We start from the raw sequence: 23945 nt of genomic DNA, 5'->3' as shown, positions 1-23945 counted from the left end.
GAGGGCCCCCAGGAAATCTCCTGGGGGCCCTCAGCCGTATCTCTGGCGGTAGCGGTGGGATTCGAACCCACGGTGGAGTTGCCCCCACACACGCTTTCGAGGCGTGCTCCTTTGGCCGCTCGGACACGCTACCGAGAGAGACTCTACCGGACGCCCTGGGCCCAGACGAAATCCTTTGGGGCGGCTGGGCAGGGGCGGGGTCAGCGGTGGGTGTCGAAGAAGGCGCGCAGTTGGGTGGCGCAGTCGTCGGCGAGGACGCCGGGGATCACCTCGGGGCGGTGGTTGAGACGGCGGTCGCGCATCACGTCGAAGAGGGAGCCGGCGGCCCCGGCCTTCTCGTCGAGGGCGCCGTAGACCACGCGGTCGAGCCGGGAGAGCACGATGGCGCCCGCGCACATGGTGCAGGGCTCCAGGGTGACGATCATGGTGCAGCCGGTCAGCCGCCACTCGCCGACGGCCTGGGCGGCCTGACGGATGGCCTGGACCTCGGCGTGCGCGGTGGGGTCGCCCACGGCCTCGCGCTCGTTGTGGCCGCGGCCGATGACGGTGCCGTCGGGGCCGAGGACGAGGGCGCCGACCGGGACGTCGCCGGTGCCGGTGGCGAGCGCGGCCTCGGCGATGGCCAGGCGCATCGCGGCCGACCAGCGGTCGCGGACCGGGTCGGGGCGCACCGGGGCCGGCAGGGGGGCGAGGCGGGGGGTGGCCGGGCGGTCCGCGAGGTCGGGGTGGGGCTGCATCCCACCAGTGTCCGACACCGGCAGCCCCGTCCCGACCCCGCGGACCCCGCTCCTGCTAGCGGACCGCCTCCAGCACCTCGGCGCAGCCCAGGGCGTCGGCGATCTCGGCGAGTGCGTCGCCGGGCTCGGCACCCTCGCCGCTGAGGTCGAGCAGGTCCTTGGCGGCGACGCCGAACTCGCTGAGCAGTTCGGAGTCGCCGAGCGGGCCGACCGGGACGCCGCCGGGGCCGGTGACCGGGGCCTCCTCGTCGTCCTCCTCGTCGTCGGACAGCTCGGCGTCCTCACTGTCCTCCAGCTCGGTCACCAGGTTGTCCAGGTCGTCGAACTCGCTGTCGCCGGCCCGGCCGACCAGCTCCTCGGTGAGGACCACGTCCCCGTAGGAGCTGCGCGCGGCGGCGGCGGCGTCGGAGACGAAGATCCGCGGATCCTCCTCGCCGTCCACCCGGACGACCGCGAACCACGCGTCCTCCTGTTCGATGAACACCAGCACAGTGTCGTCATCCAGTGCCGCTTCGCGTGCCAGGTCGGCAAGATCGGCAAGGGTTTCGACGTTGTCCAACTCGGTCTCGCTCACATCCCACCCGTCCTCGGTGCGAGCAAGCACTGCAGCGAAGTACGCCACCAGGGACACTCCCAAATGGTCTCGGCCGTAGGCGATCTCGGGCGAACGCGGTCTGGCCGCCCCCGCACCAGAGGCGGTCCGCTGTTCGGACCGTCCCACCGGAATCGTGACAGAAAGCCAGCCCTCTCGGGGAGTGTTCGGCAGCGCGTCTTCGCAGGTCGTGTCGGAAACCCGGGATCGACCCGTGAACGGTCGGCGAACAGGCGGCGAAACGCCCGGGCGCGGGGTGCCCACGCGGCCGGGCGGGTCAGCGGGAAACGCCGTGGCGGGCCCCGGGGCCGTGTCAGGTGCGGAAGGTGCGCATGCGGAGCGCCTCGCGCAGCCGGCGCTCCTTGGTCTTGCGCGGCTGCACCCTGGCCCGCAGCTCGCGGGCCTCGGCGAGCTCGCGCAGGAAGACGGCCCGGCGCCGGCGGCGCTCGGCCGGCGTCTCGCCGGGGGGCGGTGGGTCGCCGGGTTCGCCGGGGGCTGCCCGGGGCGCGGTGTTCGGATGCGCCGCAGGCTCCGCGGGGGGTCCGTCGACCGGGCCCCGGTTCCTGTTCATACGGTCTGACATTCCCAGAAGTCGGGTGTTGATACCACAGGAGTCCCACGGGACCGCTGGCGCCACGGCGGTCGTCGCCGCGCCCGATACGCCGTTAAGGTCGGGTTATGCGGATCCACGTCGTCGACCACCCTCTGGTGGCCCACAAGCTCTCCACGCTGCGCGATGAGCGCACCGACTCCCCGACCTTCCGTCGCCTCACCGACGAGCTGGTCACCCTGCTCGCCTACGAGGCGACCCGGGACGTGCGGACCGACGAGGTCGAGATCACCACGCCGGTCGCCGTCACCACCGGCACCCGGCTGAGCTATCCGCGCCCGCTGGTGGTGCCGATCCTGCGGGCCGGGCTCGGCATGCTGGACGGCATGACCCGGCTGCTGCCGACCGCCGAGGTGGGTTTCCTCGGGATGGTCCGCAACGAGGAGACCCTGGAGGCCTCCACCTACGCGACCCGGATGCCCGACGACCTGTCGGGCCGCCAGGTCTACGTGCTGGACCCGATGCTCGCCACCGGCGGCACGCTGGTCGCGGCGATCCGCCTGCTGATCGACCGGGGCGCCACCGACGTGACGGCCGTGGTGCTGCTGGCGGCGCCCGAGGGCGTCGAGGTGATGGAGAAGGAGCTGGCCGGCCTGCCGGTCACCGTGGTCACCGCCGCGCTGGACCAGCGCCTCAACGAGCACGGCTACATCGTGCCGGGCCTGGGCGACGCGGGCGACCGGCTGTACGGCACGGCCGGCTGAGCGACAGCGGACGACGAAGAGCGGTGCCCCCCTCGACGGGGGGCACCGCTCTTCGTCGTCCGCTCGTGTCCCGCGGACCGGCTCAGCAGCTGCCCGGCACCGGCGAGGGGCTCGGCACCGGCTTGAGCGCCGCGGCCAGCGCGGTCGCCGCGGCGTCCGGCTCGAGCAGGGCGGTGTAGCCGTCGCCGATCACGAAGTCGACGCTGCCGTCCGTGCGGGCGTCGGCCATCGTGGTCGCGCCGGTGACCTGGGCGCCGAGCAGCGTGGCCGCGCCGGCGCCGGCGGGACCGGCGACCAGCTCGGCCGTGCCGGGCACCTTCTTCGCCAGCGCCGACGGGGCGTTGCCGACCTTGCCCACGGTGAAGCCGCGCTTCTTCAGGTCGTCGGCGGTGCGCGCCGCGAGCCCGGCCTTGTCGGTGGCGTTCAGCACGTTGACCGTGACGGCCCCCGGTTGCGGCACGGCGGTGCTGGCCGGCAACGGCGTGCCGGCGGCGGCACTGCCCGCGGCGGGGGAGCCGGAGGCCGGGGAGCCGGAGGCGCCTGCCGAGCCGGAGGCCTCGGGCGAGCCGGGCGAACCGGAGGCGCCGGGGGAGCCCGAGGCGCCCGGCGCGGGCGCGGCCAGCGGCTTGCCGGAGAGCGAGGCGGCGGCCGAGGGGTGCGGACTGGCGCAGGCCTGGGCGGCGGTGTGCTTCGCCTTGCCGGTGAAGATGTCGACCAGCTGCACCCCGCCCAGCGCGATGAGCGCCATCGCGAGCACCGAGGCCACGATCGCCAGGACGCGTCGACCGCGCCGGGGTGGTGGGCCGAGCCGCGGATAGCTGGTCCCGGTGATCCGGAACTGCTTCCCCTTCAACCCCTGGGGGGTCAACATGCTCACAGTCTGTCTCCCCTGGGAGGAAGGGCAGCCATGCCGACGGGCGACGGAAGCGGCCGGCGGGGCAGCGGGGACGTCGAGTCCGCAGCGGGTGCGGCCGTGTTCAGCAGCCTAGTCCGCATCCCGTGATGAAGGTAATAAATGATCATCATTTGGCGCACCCTCTTACTCGAAAGGGTGTACTGACGATCATTCGGCCGCCTTGTCCAGGGGGGCCGGCGCGCACCTGACTCGACGGCTGAACGGCTGTCAGTCGGGTTGGGCCGGTCGGGTAAGGCCGGTCCGCCCTCAGTCCATCTCGAGGACTCTGGCGTGCAGCACCTGGCGCTGCTGGAGGGCGGCGCGCACGGCGCGGTGCAGCCCGTCCTCCAGGTAGAGGTCGCCGTGCCACTTGACCACGTGGGCGAAGAGGTCGCCGTAGAAGGTGGAGTCCTCGGCCAGCAGGGTTTCCAGGTCCAACTGGCCCTTGGTGGTGACCAACTGGTCGAGACGCACCGGACGAGGGGCGACGTCCGCCCACTGACGGGTGCTGGTCCGGCCGTGATCCGGGTACGGCCGCCCGTTGCCGATGCGCTTGAAGATCACACGGAAAGCCTACCGTTAGGGCGGCGCATGGCGCAGCAAGCGCGCTGCCTCGATGCGCGCTGCTGACGGTACGTCTACAGATGAGGCAGGAAAGCGCCCAGTCGAGAGGGCCGAAGTCGGGTTTGGCGGATTTTGAAAAAATTCAACCGCGCAGCGCGGCGCCGATCCGGTCCATCGAGCGCAGGCGCATCAGCCCGTAGTTGTAGAACTCGACCTCGGGCACCCCGAGCGCGCGCAGCGCCGCGATCTTCGCGGCGAGGTTGGCCGGGCCGTCGCAGTCCTGGGCCATCGGGCGCAGGATCACGGCCAGCTCGGCGGGCCGCACGCCGTGCAGGGCGAAGGCGGCGACCTTCTCGCGCACCGCCTCGGGCGTGGTGGCGTAGCCCAGCGTCTCGATGCCCACCCCGGCCCGGGTCAGCGCGGGCAGGTCGATGCCGGCCAGCCAGCCGGCTCCGGGGCCGTCGGCGTCCATGAAGCTCAGCCGCATCCCGTGGCGTCCGGCCCGCTCGGCCAGCTCGGCGGCGAGCGAGGTGACGGTGGCCGCGCCCGCGTCGACGTAGGCCGCCAGCGCGCCGTCGGCGAGCGCGTCCAGGGCGCCGGGCTCCTCGGCGGCCCGCTCGTCGGCCAGCCGGCGGCGGATCTCGGCGGCCACCACCTGCCGGACCTCCTCGGCCGGCACCCCGCGCCGCTCGGCCGCGGCCCGGCAGTGCGGGCAGAAGCAGAGACCGAGCAGCGCCTCGGCCATCGCGCCGAGCCGCTCGAAGTAGCGCTCGTGGTGGTAGCCGTGCCGCAGACCGTGGAAGTGCAGCGACTCGGCGCGGATCGCGTCCACGCCGTACCGGGCGAGCTCGTCGACCAGGGTGTGCGCGTAGGCGCGGACCTCGGGGTTGGCGGGGCACAGCTCGGTGAGGAGGCGGTCGCCGAAGGCGTTGGCCGGTGCGCAGTCGGGGTGCTGGAAGCCGAGCCGGTCGTTGTGGCAGAACACCGTCCAGGCGTGCAGCTTGAGCCCGCGCCGGCGGGTCTCCTCGGCGGCCTCGGCGAACGGGTCGCGCTCGCCGATCGCGCCGGCCGCGAGCGGGGCGAGCCGCTGCCCGGCCCAGCGCGCCGGGTCGGGGCGGAAGTAGGCCGCGCCGGGCTCCAGGTAGCGCACCACCCGGGTCGGGTGGTGCGGGAAGACGTCGCGGGCCTCGTGGTAGACCGAGGCGAGGGTCACGCCGCCGACGCCGGCCCGCTCGGTGAGGTTGCCGAAGAAGGTGTCCGCACCCTCGTCGATCAGGTCGGTGGCGAAGGCGAGGACGGACGACTGCACGGCGCGGCTCCGGGGCGGAGAGGGGAGGGGCAGGCTCACGCTAGCCGCTGGGCCGAGCGATGGTCTAGACCTGCGGTGGAGTGGGCCCGGTCAGAGGCCGAGGTCCTTCAGCTCCTTGAGCAGGTCGGCCCGCGAGCCGGTGCCGGATCCGGCGGGCCCGCCGCCGGGTGCGGGCCGGTCGGCGGCCGTCGCCCGCTCCTCGCGCCCGGCGCGGTCGCGCAGCAGCCAGGCGCCCGCCACCCCGCCGAGCAGCCCGCCCAGGTGGGCCAGCCAGCTCACCCCGTCCGGCGCCCCGGGCACCGCCCCGGCCAGCTCGTAGGCGAAGGAGGCCGCCATCACCACACCGATCAGGGTGTCGATCAGGTGCCGGTCGAAGATCCCGCGCAGCACCACGTAGCCGAGGTAGCCGAAGATCAGCCCGCTGGCGCCGACCGAGACGGTGTTGCCGGCCTGGAAGATCCACACCGCCAGGCCGCTGGTGAGGGTGATCAGCAGGGTCAGCAGCAGGAACTTCTTGACGCCCCGGTAGGCGGCCAGGAAGCCGAAGACGAAGAGCGGCCCGGAGTTGCCCTCCAGGTGCTGCCAGCTGAAGTGCAGCAGCGGTGCGGTGAAGAGCTCGGGCAGCCGGGTGAGGTCGTGCGGCCGGATCCCGTACTGCAGGGCCAGGGTGTTCCGGTCCGCCCAGTTGCCGAGCTGGACCGCCCAGACCACGCAGAGCAGGCCGAAGACCACGAAGAAGGCCTTGCGCGCCTCCGCGATCATCCGGGCCTCCGCGCTGCGCAGGTCGTGCTCCGCCATGTCCCTCTCCCCAGGCCGACGCGCGTTTTCCCCGATGGTAAGCCGATCGAGCGACACCCGGTCTGTCGCGACCGGTTTGGGCCCGGGGCGAACCACACCATAACGAAATGACTGTTCGTCAGATGATCACCGTGGCACTGGCCACCGTGCTGCTCACCGGCGCGGGCGGGACCCCGGCGGTGGCCGGGGCCGCCCTGACCGGGGCCAAGCACCTGCCCGCCGCCGACGTGAAGCACCGACCGGACGCCAAACACCGGACAACCGTCGAGGACCCGGCCCAGTACGTCAATCCGTTCGTCGGCACGCAGCAGGGCGCCATCGACTTCGGCAACGGCGGCGGCGCGGGCAACACCTTCCCGGGGGCCAGCGCCCCGATGGGCATGGTCCAGTGGAGCCCGGACACCGTGACGTACCAGCACGGCGGCTACCTCTACAGCGACCAGCGGATCCGCGGCTTCAGCCTGACCCACATCTCCGGCGCGGGCTGCGGCGACTACGGCAACATCCCGTTCCTGCCGATCCTCGGTGACAGCCCGGTGGGCCACGAGAGCTTCTCGCACGACCACGAGTCGGCCACGCCGGGCAGCTACGCGGTCACCTTCGACAACGGGCTGCGCACCGAGCTGACCACCACCCAGCGCTCGGGGGTGGCCCGGTTCAGCTACCCCGCCGGCCAGCGCGCCTCGCTCACCGTGGACGCCGGCCGGGCCTTCAACAGCGCCAGCGGTTCGGTGGCCATCGGAACCGACAGCATCTCCGGCTACACCGACGGCGGCGGCTTCTGCGGGTCGAACAACCGCTACCGGATCTACTTCACCGCCGTCTTCGACCACCCGTTCACCCGGTCCGGCATCGTGCAGGACGGCCGGCTGGACACCGGCCGGCGCACCGCGAGCGGGGAGAGCAGGGGCGTCGCCCCGCAGCCGCCGCGCACCGCGAAGGCCCAGGCCGAGCTGGCGGGACACCGCGGGCCGGGGCTGGCGCTGCACCCCGACGCGCCGGACACCGGGTCCGGTGCGCAGGCGCTGGTCTCCTTCGACACCAGCGACAACCCCACCGTCACCGCCCGGGTCGGCATCTCCTTCACCAGCGCCGAGGGCGCCCGGGCCAACCTGGACGCCGAGCAGGGGCAGCGCGACTTCGACCAGGTCAGGGACGGCACCCGGGCGGCCTGGAACGACCTGCTGGGCCGGATCGCGGTGGGCGGCGGCACCACCAAGCAGCAGCGCACCTTCTACACCGCGCTCTACCACTCGTTCCTGCACCCGAGCGTGCTCAGCGACGTGGACGGCCGGTACCCGGGCTTCGACGGCCAGGTGCACCGCACCGATCCCGGCAGAGTCCACTATGCCGACTTCTCGGGCTGGGACGTCTACCGCTCCGAGATGCAGCTGATCGCCCTGCTGGCCCCCAAGGAGGCCTCCGACATCGCCCAGTCCGTGGTCGACCAGGGCGCCCAGGCCGGCTACTTCGACCGCTGGACGCTGGCCAACGGCGGCACCGGGGTGATGGTGGGCGACCCGCTGCCGACGATCGCGGCCGGCATGTACGCCTTCGGCGCCACCGACTTCGACGCCGCCGGCCTGCTCAGGCTCGCGCTGGCCGGGCGCAGTGACGACCGTGAGCGTCCGGGCCACGCGGCCTACGACGGCCAGGGCTACCTGCCGGTGGGCACCTCGGGCATCTGGGGCTCGGCCGCCAGCACGCTGGAGTACAACACGGCCGACTTCGCCCTCGCCCAGCTGGCCGGCAGCCTGGGCGACAGCGCCGACCACGATGCCCTGCTGCACCGCGCGGCCGGCTGGCGCAACCTGTTCAACACCGACAGCGGCTACCTGCAGCCGCGCGACGCCGACCACGGCTGGCCGAGCTTCCAGCCCACCCAGCAGGACGAGTACGTCGAGGGGGACGCCGCCCAGTACACCTGGATGGTCCCGTTCAACCACCGCGGCCTGTTCGACGCGATGGGCGGGAACGCGGCGGTGGTCCCGCGGCTGGACAGCTTCTTCGAGAAGCTGAACGCCGGACCGGACGCGGCCCACTCCTACCTGGGCAACGAGCCCTCGCTCAACACCCCGTGGACCTACGACTACGCGGGCCGTCCCGACCGCACCGCGGACGTGGTGCGCCGCGCGGTGACCACGCTGTTCAGCGACGCGCCCGACGGCGAGGTGGGCAACGACGACCTGGGCGAGATGTCCTCCTGGGCGGTCTGGGGCATGCTCGGGCTCTACCCGCAGGTCCCCGGCCGGGCCGAGCTCGTGCTGGCCAGCCCGCTCTTCCCGCAGATCACCGTGACCCGCGGCAACGGCCCCTCGATCGACATCAGCGCGCCCGGCGCCTCCGCGGACGTGCGCTACGTGCACGGCCTGCGGGTCAACGGCACCGCCTCCACCCGGCCCTGGACCGGCTCCGAGCTGATCACCGACGGCGGCACCATGGAGTACCAGCTGGCCGCCGACCCCGACCCGGCCTGGGGCCACGACCCGCAGGACGCGCCGCCCTCCTTCGACGTCGGCCCGGCGCAGTCGGTGACCGGCCAGGTGACCGGCCTGGCCGGCAAGTGCCTGGACGTCGCGGGCGGCAAGAGCGACTGGGGCACGCCCGTCCAGATCTCGGGCTGCACCGGCGCCGACGGCCAGCGCTGGACGCTGGCGGGCGACGGCACGGTGCGCGCCCTGGACCGCTGCCTGGACGCGGACCACAGCGGGACCGCCGACGGCACCGTGATCCAGGTCTGGGGCTGCAACGGCACCGGCGCCCAGCAGTGGTGGCCGCGCCCGGACGGCTCGCTCTACAACCCGTCGGCCGGCCGCTGCCTGGACGCGCCGCACAGCCGCAGCGCCGACGGGACCAGGCTCCAGCTCTGGGACTGCAACGGCACCGGCGCGCAGCGCTGGACGATGCCGCACTGAGCGGCGGCGCCCGGCACTGACGGGCCGCCGGGCCGGCGGGTCACCTCGCCGGCCCGGCGGCCTTCGCCGTGCCCGCGCTCTTGGCGCTCTTCGCGGTCTTGGCCGCCTTGGCCGCCTGCTTGACCTGCTGCTTGTAGGCGCGGACCCGGCCGAGCGAGTCGGGGTCGGTGATGTCCGCCACCGAGCGGTAGCAGCCGTCCTCCCCGTAGGGCCCGGCCGCCTCGCGCCAGCCGGCCGGGCGCACGCCGAACTGCTTGCCCAGCAGGGCCAGGAAGATCTGCGACTTCTGGGCGCCGAACCCCGGCAGCGCGGTCAGCCGCGCCAGCAGCTCGGCCCCGTCGGCCGGGTCCCGCCAGACCGCCGCGGCCTCCCCGTCGTAGTGCTCCACCAGGTACTGGCAGAGCTGCTGGACCCGCTTGGCCATCGAGCCCGGGTAGCGGTGCACGGCGGGCTTGGCCGAGAGCAGCGCCGCGAAGGCGTCCGGGTCGCAGGCGGCGATCCGGTGGGCGTCCAGGTCCTCGGTGCCCAGCCGTTGGCTGATCGTCAGTGGCCCGGTGAACGCCCATTCGAGCGGAACCTGCTGGTCCAGGAGCATTCCGACCAGGGCGGCCAGCGGGCTGCGGCTGAGCAGCGCATCGGCGTCCGGCTGCTGGGCGAGGTGGAGGGAGAGGGCCATGGCACCCATGGTGGTCGAGGCCGTGGCCCGGCCGTCCGAGCAACACGCCGCAGTGCCGGGCGGCAGCGGGGAGGGCGGTGGACCGGCACGCTGCGGACTGCCGATTACCGGCCGGTAGGGGAGTGGGGGAGGGGGGAGAAGAGCAGATTCCCCTTTTATCGGAATCCTCAGATAATCCTCAACTAATGCATCGATCTGGCCTCGAAGGGTTACGCGAAATTCCGCTCCGGGTTACGTTGCCAGGCAACGCGCGGAGCATCCCCCGCCGCGCAGGAGAGGTAGCGAAACACCTATGAGCACGGACATCCCCAAGCGCTCGAAGGCCGGATCGCCGGTCACCGCACCCGGGGCGGCAGCCGACGGCGCTGCTGCGGCCGGGCCCGCCGGCCACGGTGGTCACGGCGGTGACGGGCACCTGCAGGCCGGACTGAAGAACCGGCACCTGTCGATGATCGCGATCGGCGGTGTGATCGGCGCGGGCCTGTTCGTCGGCTCCGGCGCCGGCATCGCGGCGACCGGACCGGGCATCCTGCTCTCCTACCTGCTGGCCGGTGTGCTGGTGGTGATGGTGATGCGGATGCTCGGCGAGATGGCCGCCGCGGACCCGCAGAGCGGCTCGTTCTCCGCCTACGCGGACCGGGCGCTCGGGCGCTGGGCGGGCTTCACGATCGGGTGGCTCTACTGGTTCTTCTGGGTGGTGGTGCTGGGCGTCGAGGCGACCGCCGGTGCGAAGATCCTCAACGGCTGGCTGCCGAGCGTGCCGCAGTGGGCGTTCGCGCTCCTGGTGATGGCCGTGCTGACCTCGACCAACCTCTTCTCGGTCGCCTCCTACGGCGAGTTCGAATTCTGGTTCGCCGGGATCAAGGTGGTCGCGATCGCCGCGTTCATCGTGATCGGACTGCTGGCGGTGTTCGGCGTACTGCCCAACACGCACGCGGTCGGCACCACGAATCTGTTCGGCCACGGCGGTTTTCTGCCGCACGGCGTCGGAGCGGTCTTCAGCGGCATGCTGACGGTGGTCTTCGCCTTCATGGGCAGTGAGATCGTCACCCTGGCGGCGGGCGAGTCGAGCGACCCCGAGCGCGCGGTCAGCAAGGCGACCAACAGCGTGATCTGGCGGATCGGCATCTTCTACCTCGGCTCGATCGCGATCGTGGTCACCCTGCTGCCGTGGAACTCGGCCTCGGTCAAGGGCAGCCCGTACGTCGCGGTGCTGGAGCACGTCGGGATCCCCGGGGCGGGCCAGGTGATGAACGTCATCGTGCTGACCGCCGTGCTCTCCTGCCTCAACTCCGGCCTGTACACCGCCTCCCGGATGGCCTTCTCGCTCGGCCAGCGCGGCGACGCGCCGGCCGCCTTCGCCAAGGTGACGAGCCGGGGCGTGCCGCGGACCGCGATCCTGGCCTCGGTGGTCTTCGGGTTCGTCGCGGTCTTCTTCAACTACACCTCGCCGAACACCGTCTTCCAGTTCCTGCTGAACTCCTCCGGCGCGGTGGCGCTCTTCGTCTGGCTGGTGATCTGCGCCTCGCAGCTGCGGATGCGCCGGATCATCGAGCGGGAGTCGCCCGAGCGGCTGACCGTGCGGATGTGGCTCTTCCCGTACCTGACCTGGGCCACCATCGGGCTGATCGCCTTCGTGGTGATCTACATGTTCACCGACCACGACGGACGCAACCAGATGATCCTCTCGCTGGTGGCCGCGGCGATCGTGCTGGCGGCGGCCAAGGTGGTGGACGGGCGCCGGAAGGCGGCTGCGGCGGCCGCGGTGACGGCCGAGAGCTGACGCTTCAGTCGCTGCTCGGCGCGGAGCTGCCCGGCGCCGACCGGACCAGCAGGCTCACCGCGAAGGCGAGCAGGGCCGGCACGGTGGCGCCGAGCAGCACGCCGTGCAGGCCCGCGTCGGCGGCGGCGCGGAAGGCCTCCCGGGTGGCGGCCGGCAGGTCGCGCAGCTCGGCGGGCGTGGGGGTGTGCGAGGCGCCGGCCAGCCGGTGCGCGGTGACCTCGCCCAGCTGCCGGGCCAGGCCGCTCCGGAGCCGGTCGGCGTAGCCGGTGCCGAACAGCGCGATGCCCAGCGAACCGCCGAGCGTGCGGGCCAGCGTGACGGTTCCGCTGGCCGCGCCCAGATCGCGCGGCGGCGCGCTGGTGGTGGTGATCAGCAGGCTGCTCTGCATCAGCAGGCCCAGGCCGGCCCCCGCGGCGGTGGCCAGCAGCGCGACGGCCAGGACCGGGGTCCGCTGCCCGGTCAGCCACAGCACCAGCAGGCCGATCACCAGCAGTGCGCTGCCCGCGATCGAGTAGCGGCGGTAGCCGCCGCTCGCCCGGCCGGCGGCGAGCTGGGCGCCGAGCATGCCCAGCAGCAGGGGGAGCAGCAGCAGACCGGCGGCCGTGGGCGAGCTGCCGCGGCCGGACTGCAGGTACTGCGGCAGGTAGGTGGTGACGGCGACCAGCACCGCGCCGCTGAGCAGGCTGACCAGCTGGGCGGCGGTGAAGTCGGTGCTGCGGAACAGCCTGAGCGGGATGACCGGTTCCTCGGCCCGCCGTTCGGCGAACCAGAAGCCGGCCAGGGCGAGCACGCCGAGCGCGGCCAGGCCCAGCGAGCGCGAGTCGCTCCAGGCGTACCTGCTGCCGCCCCAGCCGGCCAGCAGGGTCAGGCTGAGGATGCCGGCGGTCAGCAGTCCGGTGCCGAGCAGGTCGATCCTGGCCCTGATCCGCTCGGTCCGGAGCCGGACCAGGGTGCCGACCAGCAGCAGCGCGAGGGCGCCGACCGGCAGGTTGACGTAGAAGGTCCAGCGCCAGCTGAGCCGGTCGGTGAGGAATCCGCCGATCAGCGGGCCGCCGACGAACGCGATCGGCATCAGCACACCGATCACCGACTGCAGCCGGGCGCGCATCCGTCCGGAGCCCAGCAGGGTGAGGATCGACAGCGCCCCGACCATCAGCCCGCCGGCGCCCAGGCCCTGCAGGGTCCGGAACGCGATCAGCTGGCCCATGCCGGTGGCCAGTCCGGCCAGTGCCGAGCCGAGCAGGAAGAGCCCGATCGAGGCCATGAAGGTGCCCTTGCGGCCGTAGAGGTCGCCGAGCTTGCCCCAGATCGGGGTGCTCGCGGCGCTGCTCAGCAGGTAGGCCGTCACCACCCAGGAGAGCTGGTGCAGGCCGCCCAGCTGGCCGACGATGGTGGGCAGTGCGGTGCCGACGACCATGGCGTCGAGCATCGCCAGGCCCGCACGGTCGACCTCTACGCGCGCGGCGCCACCCACTCCGAGATCGTGGTCCAGGAGTTGATGCAGAGTCAGAACTGGAACAACGGCGACGAGTTGCGCGTCGGCCTGGCGCCGCAGATGCGCTGGCTGATGGCCACCGGGCGGTATCCGGTGCTGGAGCGCCACCTGGTGGAGGCCAGGCGCAAGGACGATCCGCAGTGGCAGTTCGAGCTCGGCCTCGACTGCGTGCTCGACGGCATCGCCGCCCGGCTGGCCAAGTCCTGCTGAGCCGAACCGAGTTGAGCTGAGCCGGGCTGGGCCGGGTCAGGGCCGGCCGGCGGGTCAGCCGTGGGCCGGGAGCACGTCCTGGATCCGGGAGAGCGCGAACTCCTCGTGGCCGTCGCTCAGATGGCACCAGCCGTAGAGGAAGGGCGGGTCGAACTCCAGCTCGCTGAGGGTACGCATGGTGCGGTCGCCCGAGGGGTTCTGGTAGGTGATGGTGACCGTGTGCTCGAAGCGGATCGCGCTGGCCAGCCGGCGGATCGCCGAGGGCGTCAACTGCCGGGCGCGCGCGGCCAGGGCCTCGGCGGTCTCCTCGGTCCACTCGTCCACCTCGCCGTCCTCCTCCGGCGTGCTCGGGGCGGTCAGCAGCCGGTGGGCGAGCGCGCGCAGCTCCTCGGCGGTGGGGGTGCTGCGGGCCGGCCTGCCCGGCGCCCCGCGCTGGGCAGGAAGTGGCGCGGACCGCTCGGCGGGGGCGCGCTCGACCCGGACCGTGCCGTCGTGACCCTCGGCCACCGGCGCGTAGCCCTCGGCCCGCAGCGCGGCCAGGGTGGCCTCCGGGTCGGCGGCGCTGAGCAGCACGGTCGGTGCCAGCAGGCGCAGCCGCAGCGTGGTGAGCATGCGGTGCGCGGCCAGCTCGGCGAGCAGGGCGGGATCGGTGCCGTGCAGGACGCAGCCCGGCTGCAGCACCCGGATCCGGCCGTGCCGGCGCGCGGTGTCGGTGATCAGGTAGGCCAGCGGCTGCGGCAGTTGCGCCACCTCCCCGCCGGCGGTACCGATCGCGGCCAGCTCCTCGGCCAGGCCCTGCGGGGTGCGGCCCGCGTCCAGCGCCCGGCGGACGCTGGCGGGGGTGAAGCGCCAGACCGAGGCCGTGCCGCGGGCCTCCCGTTCGGCGGCGGCGTCCAGCAGGGCGGCCAGCGCGGCGGTCGGCGGTCCGGTCACCACGGCGGTCAGGTCGGTGCCGAGCCGGGCCCGGTCGGCCGCCGTCGGCAGCAGCCGGCGGGCGCTCTCCAGCAGGGCGTCCGGCTGCTCGGGCGAGTGCGCGGCCAGCGCCGCGCCCAGCGGCGAGAGGGTGCCGCGGGCCACCAGGCCGAGCAGCTCGGCCTCGTGGATCACCAGCGCGAACGGCGTGCTGTCCTGCGGGAGTTGGTCGACCAGCGGGCGGTGCCAGCCGGCGAGGCGGCCCAGGCCCGCCGAGCGGGCCGCGCCGTGCCCGGCCGGGAGGCGGCCGGCGGCGGTGAGCACACCGCGCCTGGCGTGCCGGCAGCCCGGACTCGCGGGTCGGCTGATCAGCGCGGGCCAGGACTTGCCGTCGCGGTCCTGGCTCGCGGTCGGGGTGAACGGCAGTGTCCACCAGGCGAGCGCCAGGTCGACGAGCTGCCCGGCCGGATCGCGCCCGGCCCAGGCGTCGTAGGCGGGGGTGACGGCGAGCAGCCCGCCGCCCGCCTCCGGGTCGGGTGCCCGCTTGCTCGGGGCGACCACCCGGCGCGGACCGCCCTTCACGCCCGTCCGGGTCGGTGCCGAATCGCCCGCGCCGACCAGCAGACCGGCCGCGAAGGCGCTCTCCAGCACCAGCCGCACCACGGCCTCGGAGCACTGGGTCTGCTTGCCGAGCCGGCCCAGCTCGCGTGGCCCCACCCCGCCGGTCTTCAGCAGCACCGGCGGCCGGGCCGCGCACTCGGCCAGCACCGAGGCGGCCTGGGCGCCGAACGCGGTGGCGGCCGAGACCGTCTCGCGCTCGACCTCGGCGGGGCCGACCGCGACCAGCGCGGGCTCGGGCGGCACCGGGTCGAACGGGGCGTGCCAGCGGGGGCCGCGCAGCGCCAGGGTGACCTCGGCGGGCATCCGGGCCGGCCCGTAGCCGTGGTGGGCGCGCACCAGCAGGCCGCGCTCCCGGGCCCAGCGCGCGGCCCGGCCGGTCTCGCCGGAGGCCGAGACCGCGAGGGCCCGCAGGGCCACCCCGGACTGCGAGCTCTCCGCCAGCAGCGGCCCGACCCCGGGCGGCGCACCGGCCACCACGGCGGTCAGCCAGGCCCGGTCGGCGAAGTGCTCGGCCAGCACCGCGAGGCGCTGCCGCTTGGCCACCGGCACCCGCAGCCGCAGCAGGGCCAGCATGGAGCGCAGCTCCTCGGCGGTGGCGTCGGCCAGCAGCTCGGCGACCGGCGGCTCCAGGCCCAGGGCGCTGGGCCAGATCCGGCGCAGCGCGGGGACGGCGTGCAGCAGGCCCCGCTCGTCCGGCCAGACCAGCGCCTGGCCGGCCAGCGCCTGCAGCGCGGTGTCGAGGCCGGCCGCGCGCTCGCCGCTCCCGGCGTCCAGCAGGTGCGCCAACTCGGCACGTGCGCACGGGATTCCGACGGCGACCAGGGCCTCGGCCGTCTGCAGACAGGGCAGCGGGAGGCGGCGCAGCACCGCGGTGACCGCGGCCGGGCGGGCCAGCCGCTCGGCCAGCTCGGCCAGGCCGCGCGGGGCGGGCTCGGCGGCGGTGTCGGGGCGGGCCCGCAGCAGGCGGAAGAGCTGCTCCTCGTCGAGGGCGCGCAGCCAGGCGATCAGCTCGGGAGGGGACGACTCGGTGATGGCGGCTCACCTCGCTCGGTGCAGGCGGTCGGCGGCCCGCGGCCGGGCCTGCCGTCCGGTGAGCCGGGGGACCGGTCTCGGGCTGCGATGACTCTGTGACGGAGCGTCAGTCTAGTGGGCCGTGCCGTCGCGGGGGCCGGTTCGGCGGGATCCGCCGAAGCGGTGGGCGCGCGCGGTGCGGGCCGCGCGCCCACCGGTGGCGGCGCGCCTCAGTGCGGCTTGCGAGCCTCGATCAGGAACCGCGCGGTGTGCGCCACGAACGGGCCCTCGCGGCGGATGAGTGCGTCCAGCTCGCGCAGCCGGTCCCGGTACTGCTCGACGGTGAACCCGGGGACCATCCAGATCACCTTGCGCAGGAAGTAGACCACCGCGCCGATGTCGTGGAACTCGGTGCGCAGCGACTCGGCCCGCAGGTCGACCACGGTGAGCCCGGCCGCCTCGGCCGCCCGCCGGGCCTGCTCGGGGTGGCGGCCGTTGCGGACCTCCTGCGGCTGCGGGCCGAGGAAGAACTCGACCAGCTCGAACACGCTGGCCGGGCCGACCTGCTGGGAGAAGTAGCTGCCGCCGGGCCGCAGCACCCGGGCGATCTCCTGCCACCAGACCGTCACCGGGTGCCGGCTGACCACCAGGTCGAAGGCCGCGTCCGCGAACGGCAGCGGTGGCTCGTCCTCGTCCGCCACGACGGCGACGCCGAGCGGGTGCAGCAGCCGGGCGGCCTTGGCGACGTTGGGCGGCCACCCCTCGGTCGCCACCGTCAGCGGTGCCCGGTGCGAGGCGCCGGCCAGCACCTCGCCACCGCCGGTCTGCACGTCCAGGGCGGCCCGGGCGTGCGCCATCCGCTCGCCGAGCAGCCGCTGGTAGCCCCAGGACGGCCGCTGCTCGGTGGCCCGGCCGTCGAGCCAGGAGAAGTCCCAGCCCGCGACCGAGACGCTCTCGGCCTCGGCCACCAGCTCGTCGAACGTCCGCATCTCCTCGCTCATGGGGCGATCATCGCAGGACGGGGTGGGACGGGCCACCGCTTTTCGGTACAACTCGGGCGCCCCGCGGGTGGCGGGGCGCCCGGGCCGCCGGACCGGGCCTACTTCCGGTTGCTCCAGTCGAACCGGTACGCCCGGTAGGTGTTCACCCCCGCCGGGAACGCGGCGTTGAACAGCAGCTTGCCGGACCGGCTGAACTCGGAGACGTAGGGCAGGGATCCCCAGCCCACCACGAGGCCGCCGCCCTTCAGGGTCTGGGCGTTGCCCTGCGAGGAGGCGCTGAGCCCGGCCGGCTGGTCGACGGACTTCACCAGGGTCGCCCGGTGCGTGCGCTGGTCCAGGCGCACCGTGACCACGCGGCTGTACGGCAGCTCGGAGACGGCCCCGGCGCCGGTGTTGGCGACGCCTGCCGACTCGTTGTCGAAGAACGTGTAGAGGCCGCCGCCGAGCGGCTGCGGGTCGTGCTGCCAGGAGAAGATGGTCCCGGCGCTGTTCAGGATCTGGCCGGGCGCCGCCGCCAGGGTGAACGAGCTGGCCTTGCCGCCGAGTTGCCAGTTGATCCGGCCGGTGTGCCGGGACACCTGGTAGGTGGTCCAGGTGTTGCGCGCGTCCAGCAGCAGGTTGCCGTCGGTGTCCAGCTTGACGGCGTTGAGGTGGAACCAGTCCCACGGCGTGCTCGACGAGGCCGGCAGCGGCTGCTCGCTCTGCGCGTACGGCACGTGGTCGGCGCTGTTCCACTCGAAGAGCACCTTGCCGGTGCGGATGTCGACCTCCTGCACGATCCCGTCGATCACCTTCTGATCGGCCCGGCCGCCGATGGCGGTGAGGTTCGCGGTCGCCTCGGTGTAGGAGATGATCAGCGCGGTGTTCTGCGGCGTGATCAGGAACTCGTGGCCGTCGGCGGAGTAGCCGTTCCCAGCCTTGACCTCGCCGATCTTCTGGTAGTGGTCGTCGTAGACGACGTCGACACCGGTGGCCAGTCCGCCCAGGCCGGTGCCCTGCCACCAGGTCAGCACCGGCTTGCCGTGGTAGGTCTGCTTGCGGAAGTCGGCGGCCTGCAGGCCGGCCGGCACCGCGTGGGACCAGACGGTCCTGCGGCCGTCCTGGCTGAGGATCTCCACGCCGCTGGCGTAGCTGCTGGTGGCCGAGGTCGGCGAGACGAAGAGGTCCCCGCCGCCGGTCCCCGCCTGGTCGGTCAGCACGGTCACCGGCGGCAGCGGCGGGTTGCCGGCTGCCGCGGTCGGCGCGGCGGCGGCGCCGGCCACCGGCAGAGCGGCCAGGAAGGTCGCGGTCGTGGCCAGTGCCAGGGCGCGCACGGTCCAGGGCTTCTTTCGCATCGTGATCCTTCGTCAATCACTGGAGGGAGAGCGGCAGTTCGGGGGAGACCGGGCAGCCCGGACGGCGCGCGCCGGCGCAGTCGGCGCGGCGCGGGGCCGGCGACGGGGCGGACGGGCGGTGGGGCGGGCGGGCAGCCGGGGTCGGCACGGCCGGCGCGTCAGGCGCGGCGGGGTGCTCGCGAGGTGGTGGCGCTCAGCAAGCGCGACAGGCAGCGGAACAGACTCGCAGGAGGTCGATGTGACCGCGAGTCGTCAGGGTGAGGGCAGGCCGCTGCATGCGGGGGAAGCTAGCCGCAGTGCGCGCCGGGTGTCAACGTCCGCCCGTATCGTGGGCCCGGCCGATCGGGGCCGCTGCGGCGCTGCTGTCGGCTGCCGCTCCTGGCCGGTCCGCCTCCCCTGGGATCACTTCCGGTCCCGAACTCCGGGTCCCAGGCGCACTCCGGGACACCGGTCAGCCGTCGCCCGCTCAGCCCTGGTAGGTCCGGTCGGCGCGGGCGGTCCGCAGCGCCCTTCCCCACCAGGCAAGTTGGCCGAGCATGCCCTCGGCCGCGCCCTCGCACACGGCGGTGTCGCGGGGCGTGCCCTCCTCGGTGAGCCCCGACCACGGACCGTGCAGGCTGACCGAGTCGCGCACCGTCATGGCGTGCAACTCGGCGAAGATCAGGCGCAGTTGCTCGACCGCGCGAAGGCCCCCGCCGAGTCCGCCGTAGGAGACGAAGCCGACCGGCTTGGCCTGCCACTGCGCGTGGTGCCAGTCGATGAGGTTCTTCAGGGCGGCCGGGAAGCTGTGGTTGTACTCGGGGGTGACGACCACGAAGGCGTCGGCGGCGGCCAGCCGCGGGCTCACCTCGGCGAGTGCGGCCGCGGCCTCGGGGCTCACGGTGCCGCCCCAGCCGGGCATGGCCAGCGGCAGCGGGACGTCCACGAGGTCGATGACGTCCAGCTCCAGGCCTTGGTCGGCGGCGGTGCCGAGGAACCAGTCGGCGACGGCGCGGCCGTGGCGGCCCTCGCGGACGCTGCCGATGATGACCGCGACGCGCAGCGGGGCGTCCAGGGTGGCGGGTGCGGCTTCGGTGGCGGCAGGCATGACGGTGTCCCCTCGTGCGGTGGGTCGGCCGCCTTGTGCGGTCCCCCTCCGGTAAAGTACAACGAGCGTTGTAGAAATTACAACGCTCGTTGTAGCCAGGTTCCGTGGAGCAGAAGGAGGCGCGTGTGAGCAGCGGCAGCGAGGTCCGCAAGCAGGAGAAGCGCAATGCCATCGCGAGGGCGTCCCGCGCCGTCTTCGGCCGTGAGGGGTACGCCCGCGCCTCGGTCGACGCGCTCGCCGCCGCGGCCGGCATCTCGACGCGCACCCTCTACAACCACTTCCCCGGGGGCAAGGCCGAGCTCTTCCGTGCCGTGGTCACCTGGTCCTCGGGCGAGGTGCGCGACGCCCAACTCGCCCGGATCCGCGCGCTGCTGGACCCCGGGCGGCCGCCCCGCCGGGAGGACCTGGAGCGCGATCTCGTCGCGCTGGCCCGCGCCTTCGTCGACCTGATGGCCGACTACCCGGACCACTTCGCCCTCGTCCGCCACATCCACGCCGAGGCCGACCACGTACCCGCCGAGCTCCTCGAAGCCTGGCGGGACGCGGGCCCCGCCCCCGTCGGCCGCGCCCTCGCCGAGGCGATGGCCGGCCTCGCGGACGCCGCTCTGGTGGACGTCCACGGCGACCCGGCCCTGACCGCGACCCACTTCACGGCCCTGGTCACGCTCTCGATCGTGCAGCTCTCGCACTACGGCGTCCGCCCGCTGCCGGCCGAGCAGGCCGAGCAGCTGATCACGGGCGGCGTCGCGGCCTTCCTGCGGGCCTACCGGCGCGGCTGAGCCCGCAGCGCGGCGCGGGCGGGGAGCCAGGTGCCGACGGCCGCGAGCGCGGCGGTGCCGGCCATGACGAGCGCGAGCCGGCGCAGCGGCAGCGCGAGGGCGTCGGTGCCGCGGGTGATGCCGTCCGCGTAGGTGACGAGCACCGCGAAGGCGATGGCGAGACCGAACGCGGTCGCGATCACCACGGCGGTCGCGGTCTCCCAGCCGAGCATCCGCCGGACCTGCCGGCGGGTGGCGCCGACCAGGTGCAGGGCGGCGAACTCCTGGCGCCGGTCGGTGATGCTCATGGCCAGGGTGTTGAGCACGGCGATCGAGACGAAGGCGGTGATCAGGCCGAGGGTGACGTACCCGATCTCGGCACCCGCCGTGTTCTGCGCGGCCTGGGCGGCGGCGCGGTCCAGCACGCCGATCCCGGGGTCGGTGCGCAGGGCCGCGGCCAGGGCCGACCGGGTGACGCCCGCGCCCCGGACGAGCACCTCGTCGTCGAGCGGCACGTCGACGTGCGCGGCCACCAGGTCGTGCGCCAGGGTCAGGTCACCGAAGCCCAGCCCGCGCGCGTAGAGGGCGACGACGGTGAGCTCGGCCGGGGTGCCGTCGGCGAGGGTGAGGCGGATGCGCTCGCCGACCCGGTAGCCGAGCCCCGCGGCGGCTGCCGCCGTACCGTCCGTCAGCCCGCCGAGGTCGCCCGCGGTCACGCCGAGGTCGAGCGTGTCGGACAGCCGCTCCGGGGTCACCGCCTGCACGCTGCGCTCGGTCAGGCCGTCGCGCACCTGGGTGTGCAGCACCCGGGTCACGGTCCGGACGCCGGGGACGGCCGCGACCGCGGCGACGGCGTCGGAGGGCACGCGGGGCCCGACGACGAAGTCCGCGCGGTCGCCGCGGGCCAGCTGGTCGCCCGCGGCGTGCGCGAGCGTGCTCTGCGAGAACAGGATCGTGCAGGCCATCGCGGTCAGCAGGGTCAGCGGGGTGACGACCGAGGCGAGGCGGTGCGCCGCGGTGCGCAGGTTGTGGGCGGCGAGGTAGCCGCCGACCGGGGAGAGCCGCAGCGGCAGGCCCAGCACCGCGGTGGCGCCGCCGGCGGCCAGCGGGCCGAGCAGCGCGAGCGCGGTGCACCAGAGCAGCACGGCGACGAAGCAGACCGGGGTCGACGCCGCGTCCGAGTGCAGCACGGTGAGCAGCAGGGTCAGCACGAGGGCGCCGGCGGCGGTGAGCGCACCGCACAGGGCCCGGGGCCAGGAGAGCCGCGGCGGCCGGGGGCCGGCCTCGCCCAGCGCCTCGACCGGCCGGATCGCGGTGGCCCGGCGCGCCGAGATCCGGGCCGCGGCCCAGCCGGCCAGCACGGTGGCGCCCGCGGCGGCGAGCACCGGGAACGGCGAGCGGACGACGGCGATGTTCGACGGGATCACGTCCAGTGCGACGAACCGGTCGTGCAGCCAGCCACCCACAGGCAGGCCCGCGACGGCGCCGAGGGTCCCGGCGGCCAGGCCCACCGTGAGCGCCTCGCCGCCGATCATCCGGCGGACCTGACGGCCCGTCGCGGCCACCGCGCGCAGCACCGCGATCTCCCGCTGCCGTTGCTGGATCGACAGCCCGAAGGTGCCGACGACCACCAGCAGGGCGACGATCAGCGAGGTGCCGGCCAGCACGGCGCCCATGCTGATCAGCCGTGCCCGGGCGGTGGAGGCGTCGGGGAACTCCGCCGCGCCGCGGTCCGCGCCGGTGCGCACGACGACGGCCGGGACGGCCGGGGAGGCGTTGATCAGGGCCTGGACGTCGGAGCCGGCCGACGGCGCGGCCGGGAAGACGCCGATCGCGCTGACCAGCCCGTCATGGCCGGCGAGTTGCCGCGCCTGGTCGGGGGTGAAGAAGACCGCGGCCTGGGCGGCGAACCCCTGGGCGGTGACGCCGACGACGTGCAGGGCCAGCGTGCCCGAGGCGGTGCGGGCCCGCAGGGTGGCGCCGGGGGAGCCGTGGGTGCGGGCGGCCGTGGCCGCGTCCAGCACGACCTCGTCGGGCGCCGAGGGTGCGCGCCCGGCGGCGAGGGTCAGTCCGGCCAGCGGCGCCGACTCCCAGCCGTGGCCCCAGGAACCGCTGGTGGGTCCGCCTGGCAGCAGCACCGGGAAGGTCACCTCGGTCGCGACCGCCCGCACCGAGGGCAGCGCCCTGATGCGCTCGGCGAGGGCGGCGGGCACCCAGGCGCGGTCGGCGATCGGTTTGGCCTTCACCTTGGTCCGGCCCTTGCCCTTGTCCTGGACGACGTGGACGTTCTGGTCCCCGGCGACCAGGAGCGGTGCGGCGGCGTACCGTTCGGGCCGGACCTCGCCGGCGATCCCGGTGGCCAGCAGGGTTCCGCAGCCGCAGATCAGGGCCGCGGCGCAGAACAGGGCGACGAAGGCACCGGCGAAACCGGCCTTGCGGTGCCGCACGGTGGCGAGGGCGAAGCGGAGCATCATCGGTTCCACGCCCCCAGACGGATCATGCGGTCGGCGACCTTGGCGGCGGTCGGCTCCGCCATCGTGTCGGCGACGCGCCCGTCGGCCAGGAAGAGCACGGTGTCGGCGTAGGAGGCGGCGACGGGGTCGTGGGTGACCATGACGACGGTCTGGCCGAACCCGTCCACGGCCTGCCGCAACAGGGTCAGGACCTCGCGCGCGGTCATGGTGTCCAGCGCGCCGGTGGGCTCGTCGGCGAAGAGGACCTCGGGGTCCGAGATCAGCGCCCGGGCGATGGCGACGCGCTGCTGCTGTCCGCCGGACAGCTGCCCCGGGCGGTGCCGGGTGCGCTCCTGCAGGCCCACCCGGTGCACGAGCCGGGCCAGGTGCCCGGCATCCGTGCGGCGGCCCGCCAGGCGCAGCGGCAGCGTGATGTTCTGCTCGACGGTCAGCGACGGGACGAGGTTGAAGGACTGGAACACGAAACCCGCGCGCTCGCGGCGCAGTTGGGTCAGTTTCGTCTCGCTGAGCCGCGACAGCTCGGTGTCGCCCAGCCGGACGGTGCCGGCGGTCGGCCGGTCCAGCCCGGCCGCGCAGTGCAGGAAGGTGCTCTTGCCCGAGCCGGAGGGCCCCATCACGGCGGTGAAGCCGCCCCGGGGCAGCCGCACCGTCACCTCGCGCAGCGCGGCGACGGCGCCGCGGCCCTTGCCGTAGACCTTGCTGACGGCTTCCAGACTGATGGCACTGATCGGATCGCTCATGGGATCCAGCCTGCCGAGCAGCGGTCGTCGCACGCAGGGACGGCGTCACGAGGCAACCGTGACCTCGTCATGGGTGGGCCGTGCGCGCGATGAGTAGGGTCGTGCCGTGATCAGACTCCTGCTGGCCGAGGACCAACACGTGGTGCGCAGCGCGCTGGTGGCGCTGCTGGAGCTGGAGCCCGACCTCGCGGTGGTGGCGCAGACCGGCTCCGCCGACGACGTGGTGCCGCGCGCCATGGTCTTCCTGCCCGACGTGGCGGTGCTCGACATCGAGATGCCCGGGCGGCTGGACGGCCTGCAGGCGGCCGAGGAGTTGAAGCAGAGGCTCCCCGGCTGCCGAACGCTGGTGCTCACCTCGAACGGCCGCCCCGGGCTGCTCCGCCGGGCGCTGACGGCGAAGGTCGACGGCTTCCTGCTGAAGACCGCGCCGCCGCAGGACCTGGTGTCGGCGATCCGTCAGGTCGCGGCCGGTGGAAGGGTACTGGATCCGGGCCTGGCCGTCGCCGCCTGGGACCTCGCGGACAATCCGCTGACGCCGCGGGAGAACGACGTGGTGCGGGAACTGGCCGAAGGGGCCGAACCGCCGGAGATCGCGGCGCGGCTGCACCTGTCGACGGGGACCGTGCGCAACGTGCTGACCGCTGTGGTGGGCAAGCTCAACGCGCGCAACCGGACGGACGCGGTGCGGATCGCGCGCGAGGCGGGGTGGCTGTAGGGCC

Annotated in this window: 21 protein-coding genes and 1 tRNA gene; 6 read left to right on the top strand and 16 right to left on the bottom strand. The window is 74.1% G+C overall.

The window, feature by feature from the left end; translation table 11 throughout:
* Positions 1-43: 43 nt before the first annotated feature.
* From OG500_RS18385 to OG500_RS18370, 4 genes are all read right to left on the bottom strand, one after another.
* A tRNA-Ser gene (locus tag OG500_RS18385) sits at positions 44-133 on the bottom strand.
* Between the two features lie 67 nt (positions 134-200).
* The gene (gene tadA, locus OG500_RS18380) at positions 201-737 is read right to left on the bottom strand and encodes a tRNA adenosine(34) deaminase TadA (protein WP_327067760.1); all 537 of its coding nucleotides are present in this window, start codon (positions 735-737) and stop codon (positions 201-203) included.
* Between the two features lie 55 nt (positions 738-792).
* Positions 793-1359, bottom strand: a complete 567-nt coding sequence (locus OG500_RS18375) for a tRNA adenosine deaminase-associated protein (protein ID WP_329581607.1) — start codon at positions 1357-1359, stop codon at positions 793-795.
* A 283-nt stretch (positions 1360-1642) separates the two neighbouring features.
* Positions 1643-1900 (bottom strand): hypothetical protein, encoded by a 258-nt coding sequence (locus OG500_RS18370; protein ID WP_327067758.1) that lies wholly within the window; start codon positions 1898-1900, stop codon positions 1643-1645.
* Between the two features lie 107 nt (positions 1901-2007).
* Here OG500_RS18370 and upp point away from each other — a divergent pair, with 107 nt between their 5' ends.
* A complete protein-coding gene (gene upp / locus OG500_RS18365) occupies positions 2008-2643 on the top strand; it encodes a uracil phosphoribosyltransferase (protein WP_327067757.1) in 636 nt (211 codons plus the stop codon).
* Positions 2644-2725: 82 nt separating this feature from the next.
* On the opposite strand, the gene OG500_RS18360 is transcribed toward upp, so the two are convergent.
* The 4 genes from OG500_RS18360 to OG500_RS18345 all read right to left on the bottom strand — a co-directional run bounded on the left by OG500_RS18360 (position 2726) and on the right by OG500_RS18345 (position 6209).
* Positions 2726-3514: a LytR C-terminal domain-containing protein gene (locus OG500_RS18360; protein ID WP_327067756.1), complete on the bottom strand. Its 789-nt coding sequence runs from the start codon at positions 3512-3514 to the stop codon at positions 2726-2728.
* Between the two features lie 291 nt (positions 3515-3805).
* The gene (locus OG500_RS18355; protein WP_030273186.1) at positions 3806-4102 is read right to left on the bottom strand and encodes a type II toxin-antitoxin system VapB family antitoxin; all 297 of its coding nucleotides are present in this window, start codon (positions 4100-4102) and stop codon (positions 3806-3808) included.
* A 142-nt stretch (positions 4103-4244) separates the two neighbouring features.
* Positions 4245-5411 (bottom strand): hypothetical protein, encoded by a 1167-nt coding sequence (locus tag OG500_RS18350; protein ID WP_327067755.1) that lies wholly within the window; start codon positions 5409-5411, stop codon positions 4245-4247.
* Positions 5412-5501: 90 nt separating this feature from the next.
* Positions 5502-6209, bottom strand: a complete 708-nt coding sequence (locus OG500_RS18345) for a rhomboid family intramembrane serine protease (protein ID WP_327067754.1) — start codon at positions 6207-6209, stop codon at positions 5502-5504.
* Positions 6210-6316: 107 nt separating this feature from the next.
* Here OG500_RS18345 and OG500_RS18340 point away from each other — a divergent pair, with 107 nt between their 5' ends.
* On the top strand, positions 6317-9124 hold the full coding sequence (locus OG500_RS18340; protein WP_329581595.1) for a lectin: 2808 nt from the start codon (positions 6317-6319) through the stop codon (positions 9122-9124).
* Positions 9125-9164: 40 nt separating this feature from the next.
* Here the strand turns inward: OG500_RS18340 and OG500_RS18335 are convergent, their stop codons facing one another.
* On the bottom strand, positions 9165-9800 hold the full coding sequence (locus OG500_RS18335) for an HhH-GPD-type base excision DNA repair protein (protein ID WP_327067752.1): 636 nt from the start codon (positions 9798-9800) through the stop codon (positions 9165-9167).
* Between the two features lie 292 nt (positions 9801-10092).
* Between OG500_RS18335 and OG500_RS18330 the strand changes: the two genes are divergently transcribed.
* Positions 10093-11583, top strand: a complete 1491-nt coding sequence (locus tag OG500_RS18330) for an amino acid permease (protein ID WP_327067751.1) — start codon at positions 10093-10095, stop codon at positions 11581-11583.
* A 4-nt stretch (positions 11584-11587) separates the two neighbouring features.
* Here OG500_RS18330 and OG500_RS18325 read toward each other — a convergent pair whose 3' ends face one another.
* Positions 11588-13000 (bottom strand): MFS transporter, encoded by a 1413-nt coding sequence (locus OG500_RS18325; RefSeq protein WP_329581589.1) that lies wholly within the window; start codon positions 12998-13000, stop codon positions 11588-11590.
* On the opposite strand from OG500_RS18325, the gene OG500_RS18320 reads away from it, so the two are divergent.
* Positions 12947-13288 carry a TetR/AcrR family transcriptional regulator C-terminal domain-containing protein gene (locus tag OG500_RS18320; protein ID WP_329581587.1) on the top strand — a complete coding sequence of 114 codons (342 nt, stop codon included), beginning with the start codon at positions 12947-12949 and terminating at the stop codon, positions 13286-13288. The two genes, OG500_RS18325 and OG500_RS18320, sit on opposite strands and share 54 nt — an antisense overlap.
* A gap of 54 nt (positions 13289-13342) precedes the next feature.
* Here OG500_RS18320 and OG500_RS18315 read toward each other — a convergent pair whose 3' ends face one another.
* The 4 genes from OG500_RS18315 to OG500_RS18300 all read right to left on the bottom strand — a co-directional run bounded on the left by OG500_RS18315 (position 13343) and on the right by OG500_RS18300 (position 19254).
* Positions 13343-15688: a helicase-associated domain-containing protein gene (locus OG500_RS18315; RefSeq protein ID WP_329581584.1), complete on the bottom strand. Its 2346-nt coding sequence runs from the start codon at positions 15686-15688 to the stop codon at positions 13343-13345.
* A 374-nt stretch (positions 15689-16062) separates the two neighbouring features.
* Positions 16063-16833, bottom strand: a complete 771-nt coding sequence (locus OG500_RS18310; RefSeq protein WP_327067747.1) for a class I SAM-dependent methyltransferase — start codon at positions 16831-16833, stop codon at positions 16063-16065.
* Between the two features lie 98 nt (positions 16834-16931).
* A complete protein-coding gene (locus OG500_RS18305; protein ID WP_329581581.1) occupies positions 16932-18167 on the bottom strand; it encodes an arylsulfotransferase family protein in 1236 nt (411 codons plus the stop codon).
* A 466-nt stretch (positions 18168-18633) separates the two neighbouring features.
* Complete coding sequence (locus OG500_RS18300) at positions 18634-19254, bottom strand: NADPH-dependent FMN reductase (protein ID WP_329581578.1); 621 nt, start codon at positions 19252-19254, stop codon at positions 18634-18636.
* Between the two features lie 125 nt (positions 19255-19379).
* On the opposite strand from OG500_RS18300, the gene OG500_RS18295 reads away from it, so the two are divergent.
* Positions 19380-20033: a TetR/AcrR family transcriptional regulator gene (locus OG500_RS18295; RefSeq protein ID WP_327067744.1), complete on the top strand. Its 654-nt coding sequence runs from the start codon at positions 19380-19382 to the stop codon at positions 20031-20033.
* On the opposite strand, the gene OG500_RS18290 is transcribed toward OG500_RS18295, so the two are convergent.
* The gene (locus OG500_RS18290) at positions 20018-22483 is read right to left on the bottom strand and encodes an ABC transporter permease (RefSeq protein ID WP_329581575.1); all 2466 of its coding nucleotides are present in this window, start codon (positions 22481-22483) and stop codon (positions 20018-20020) included. The two genes, OG500_RS18295 and OG500_RS18290, sit on opposite strands and share 16 nt — an antisense overlap.
* A complete protein-coding gene (locus OG500_RS18285) occupies positions 22483-23226 on the bottom strand; it encodes an ABC transporter ATP-binding protein (protein WP_327067742.1) in 744 nt (247 codons plus the stop codon). Before OG500_RS18285 ends, OG500_RS18290 begins: the two co-directional genes overlap by 1 nt.
* 106 nt (positions 23227-23332) lie before the next feature.
* On the opposite strand from OG500_RS18285, the gene OG500_RS18280 reads away from it, so the two are divergent.
* Complete coding sequence (locus OG500_RS18280) at positions 23333-23941, top strand: response regulator transcription factor (protein WP_327067741.1); 609 nt, start codon at positions 23333-23335, stop codon at positions 23939-23941.
* Positions 23942-23945: the final 4 nt, after the last annotated feature.

The sequence above is a fragment of the Kitasatospora sp. NBC_01250 genome (genome assembly GCF_036226465.1).
In the GTDB taxonomy this organism is placed as follows: Bacteria; Actinomycetota; Actinomycetes; order Streptomycetales; family Streptomycetaceae; genus Kitasatospora.
This window is presented reverse-complemented; position numbering and strand designations above follow the sequence as displayed.

Bases quoted from the DNA above. Each gene is read 5' to 3' on its own strand.
- OG500_RS18305 (WP_329581581.1), bottom strand. From the start codon at position 18,167: ATGCGAAAGAAGCCCTGGACCGTGCGCGCCCTGGCACTGGCCACGACC.
- OG500_RS18370 (WP_327067758.1), bottom strand. From the start codon at position 1,900: ATGAACAGGAACCGGGGCCCGGTCGACGGACCCCCCGCGGAGCCTGCG.
- OG500_RS18335 (WP_327067752.1), bottom strand. From the start codon at position 9,800: ATGGCCCTCTCCCTCCACCTCGCCCAGCAGCCGGACGCCGATGCGCTG.
- OG500_RS18330 (WP_327067751.1), top strand. From the start codon at position 10,093: ATGAGCACGGACATCCCCAAGCGCTCGAAGGCCGGATCGCCGGTCACC.
- OG500_RS18360 (WP_327067756.1), bottom strand. From the start codon at position 3,514: ATGTTGACCCCCCAGGGGTTGAAGGGGAAGCAGTTCCGGATCACCGGG.
- OG500_RS18300 (WP_329581578.1), bottom strand. From the start codon at position 19,254: ATGCCTGCCGCCACCGAAGCCGCACCCGCCACCCTGGACGCCCCGCTG.
- OG500_RS18325 (WP_329581589.1), bottom strand. From the start codon at position 13,000: ATGGTCGTCGGCACCGCACTGCCCACCATCGTCGGCCAGCTGGGCGGC.
- OG500_RS18310 (WP_327067747.1), bottom strand. From the start codon at position 16,833: ATGAGCGAGGAGATGCGGACGTTCGACGAGCTGGTGGCCGAGGCCGAG.
- OG500_RS18345 (WP_327067754.1), bottom strand. From the start codon at position 6,209: ATGGCGGAGCACGACCTGCGCAGCGCGGAGGCCCGGATGATCGCGGAG.
- OG500_RS18285 (WP_327067742.1), bottom strand. From the start codon at position 23,226: ATGAGCGATCCGATCAGTGCCATCAGTCTGGAAGCCGTCAGCAAGGTC.
- OG500_RS18340 (WP_329581595.1), top strand. From the start codon at position 6,317: ATGACTGTTCGTCAGATGATCACCGTGGCACTGGCCACCGTGCTGCTC.
- upp (WP_327067757.1), top strand. From the start codon at position 2,008: ATGCGGATCCACGTCGTCGACCACCCTCTGGTGGCCCACAAGCTCTCC.
- OG500_RS18290 (WP_329581575.1), bottom strand. From the start codon at position 22,483: ATGCTCCGCTTCGCCCTCGCCACCGTGCGGCACCGCAAGGCCGGTTTC.
- tadA (WP_327067760.1), bottom strand. From the start codon at position 737: ATGCAGCCCCACCCCGACCTCGCGGACCGCCCGGCCACCCCCCGCCTC.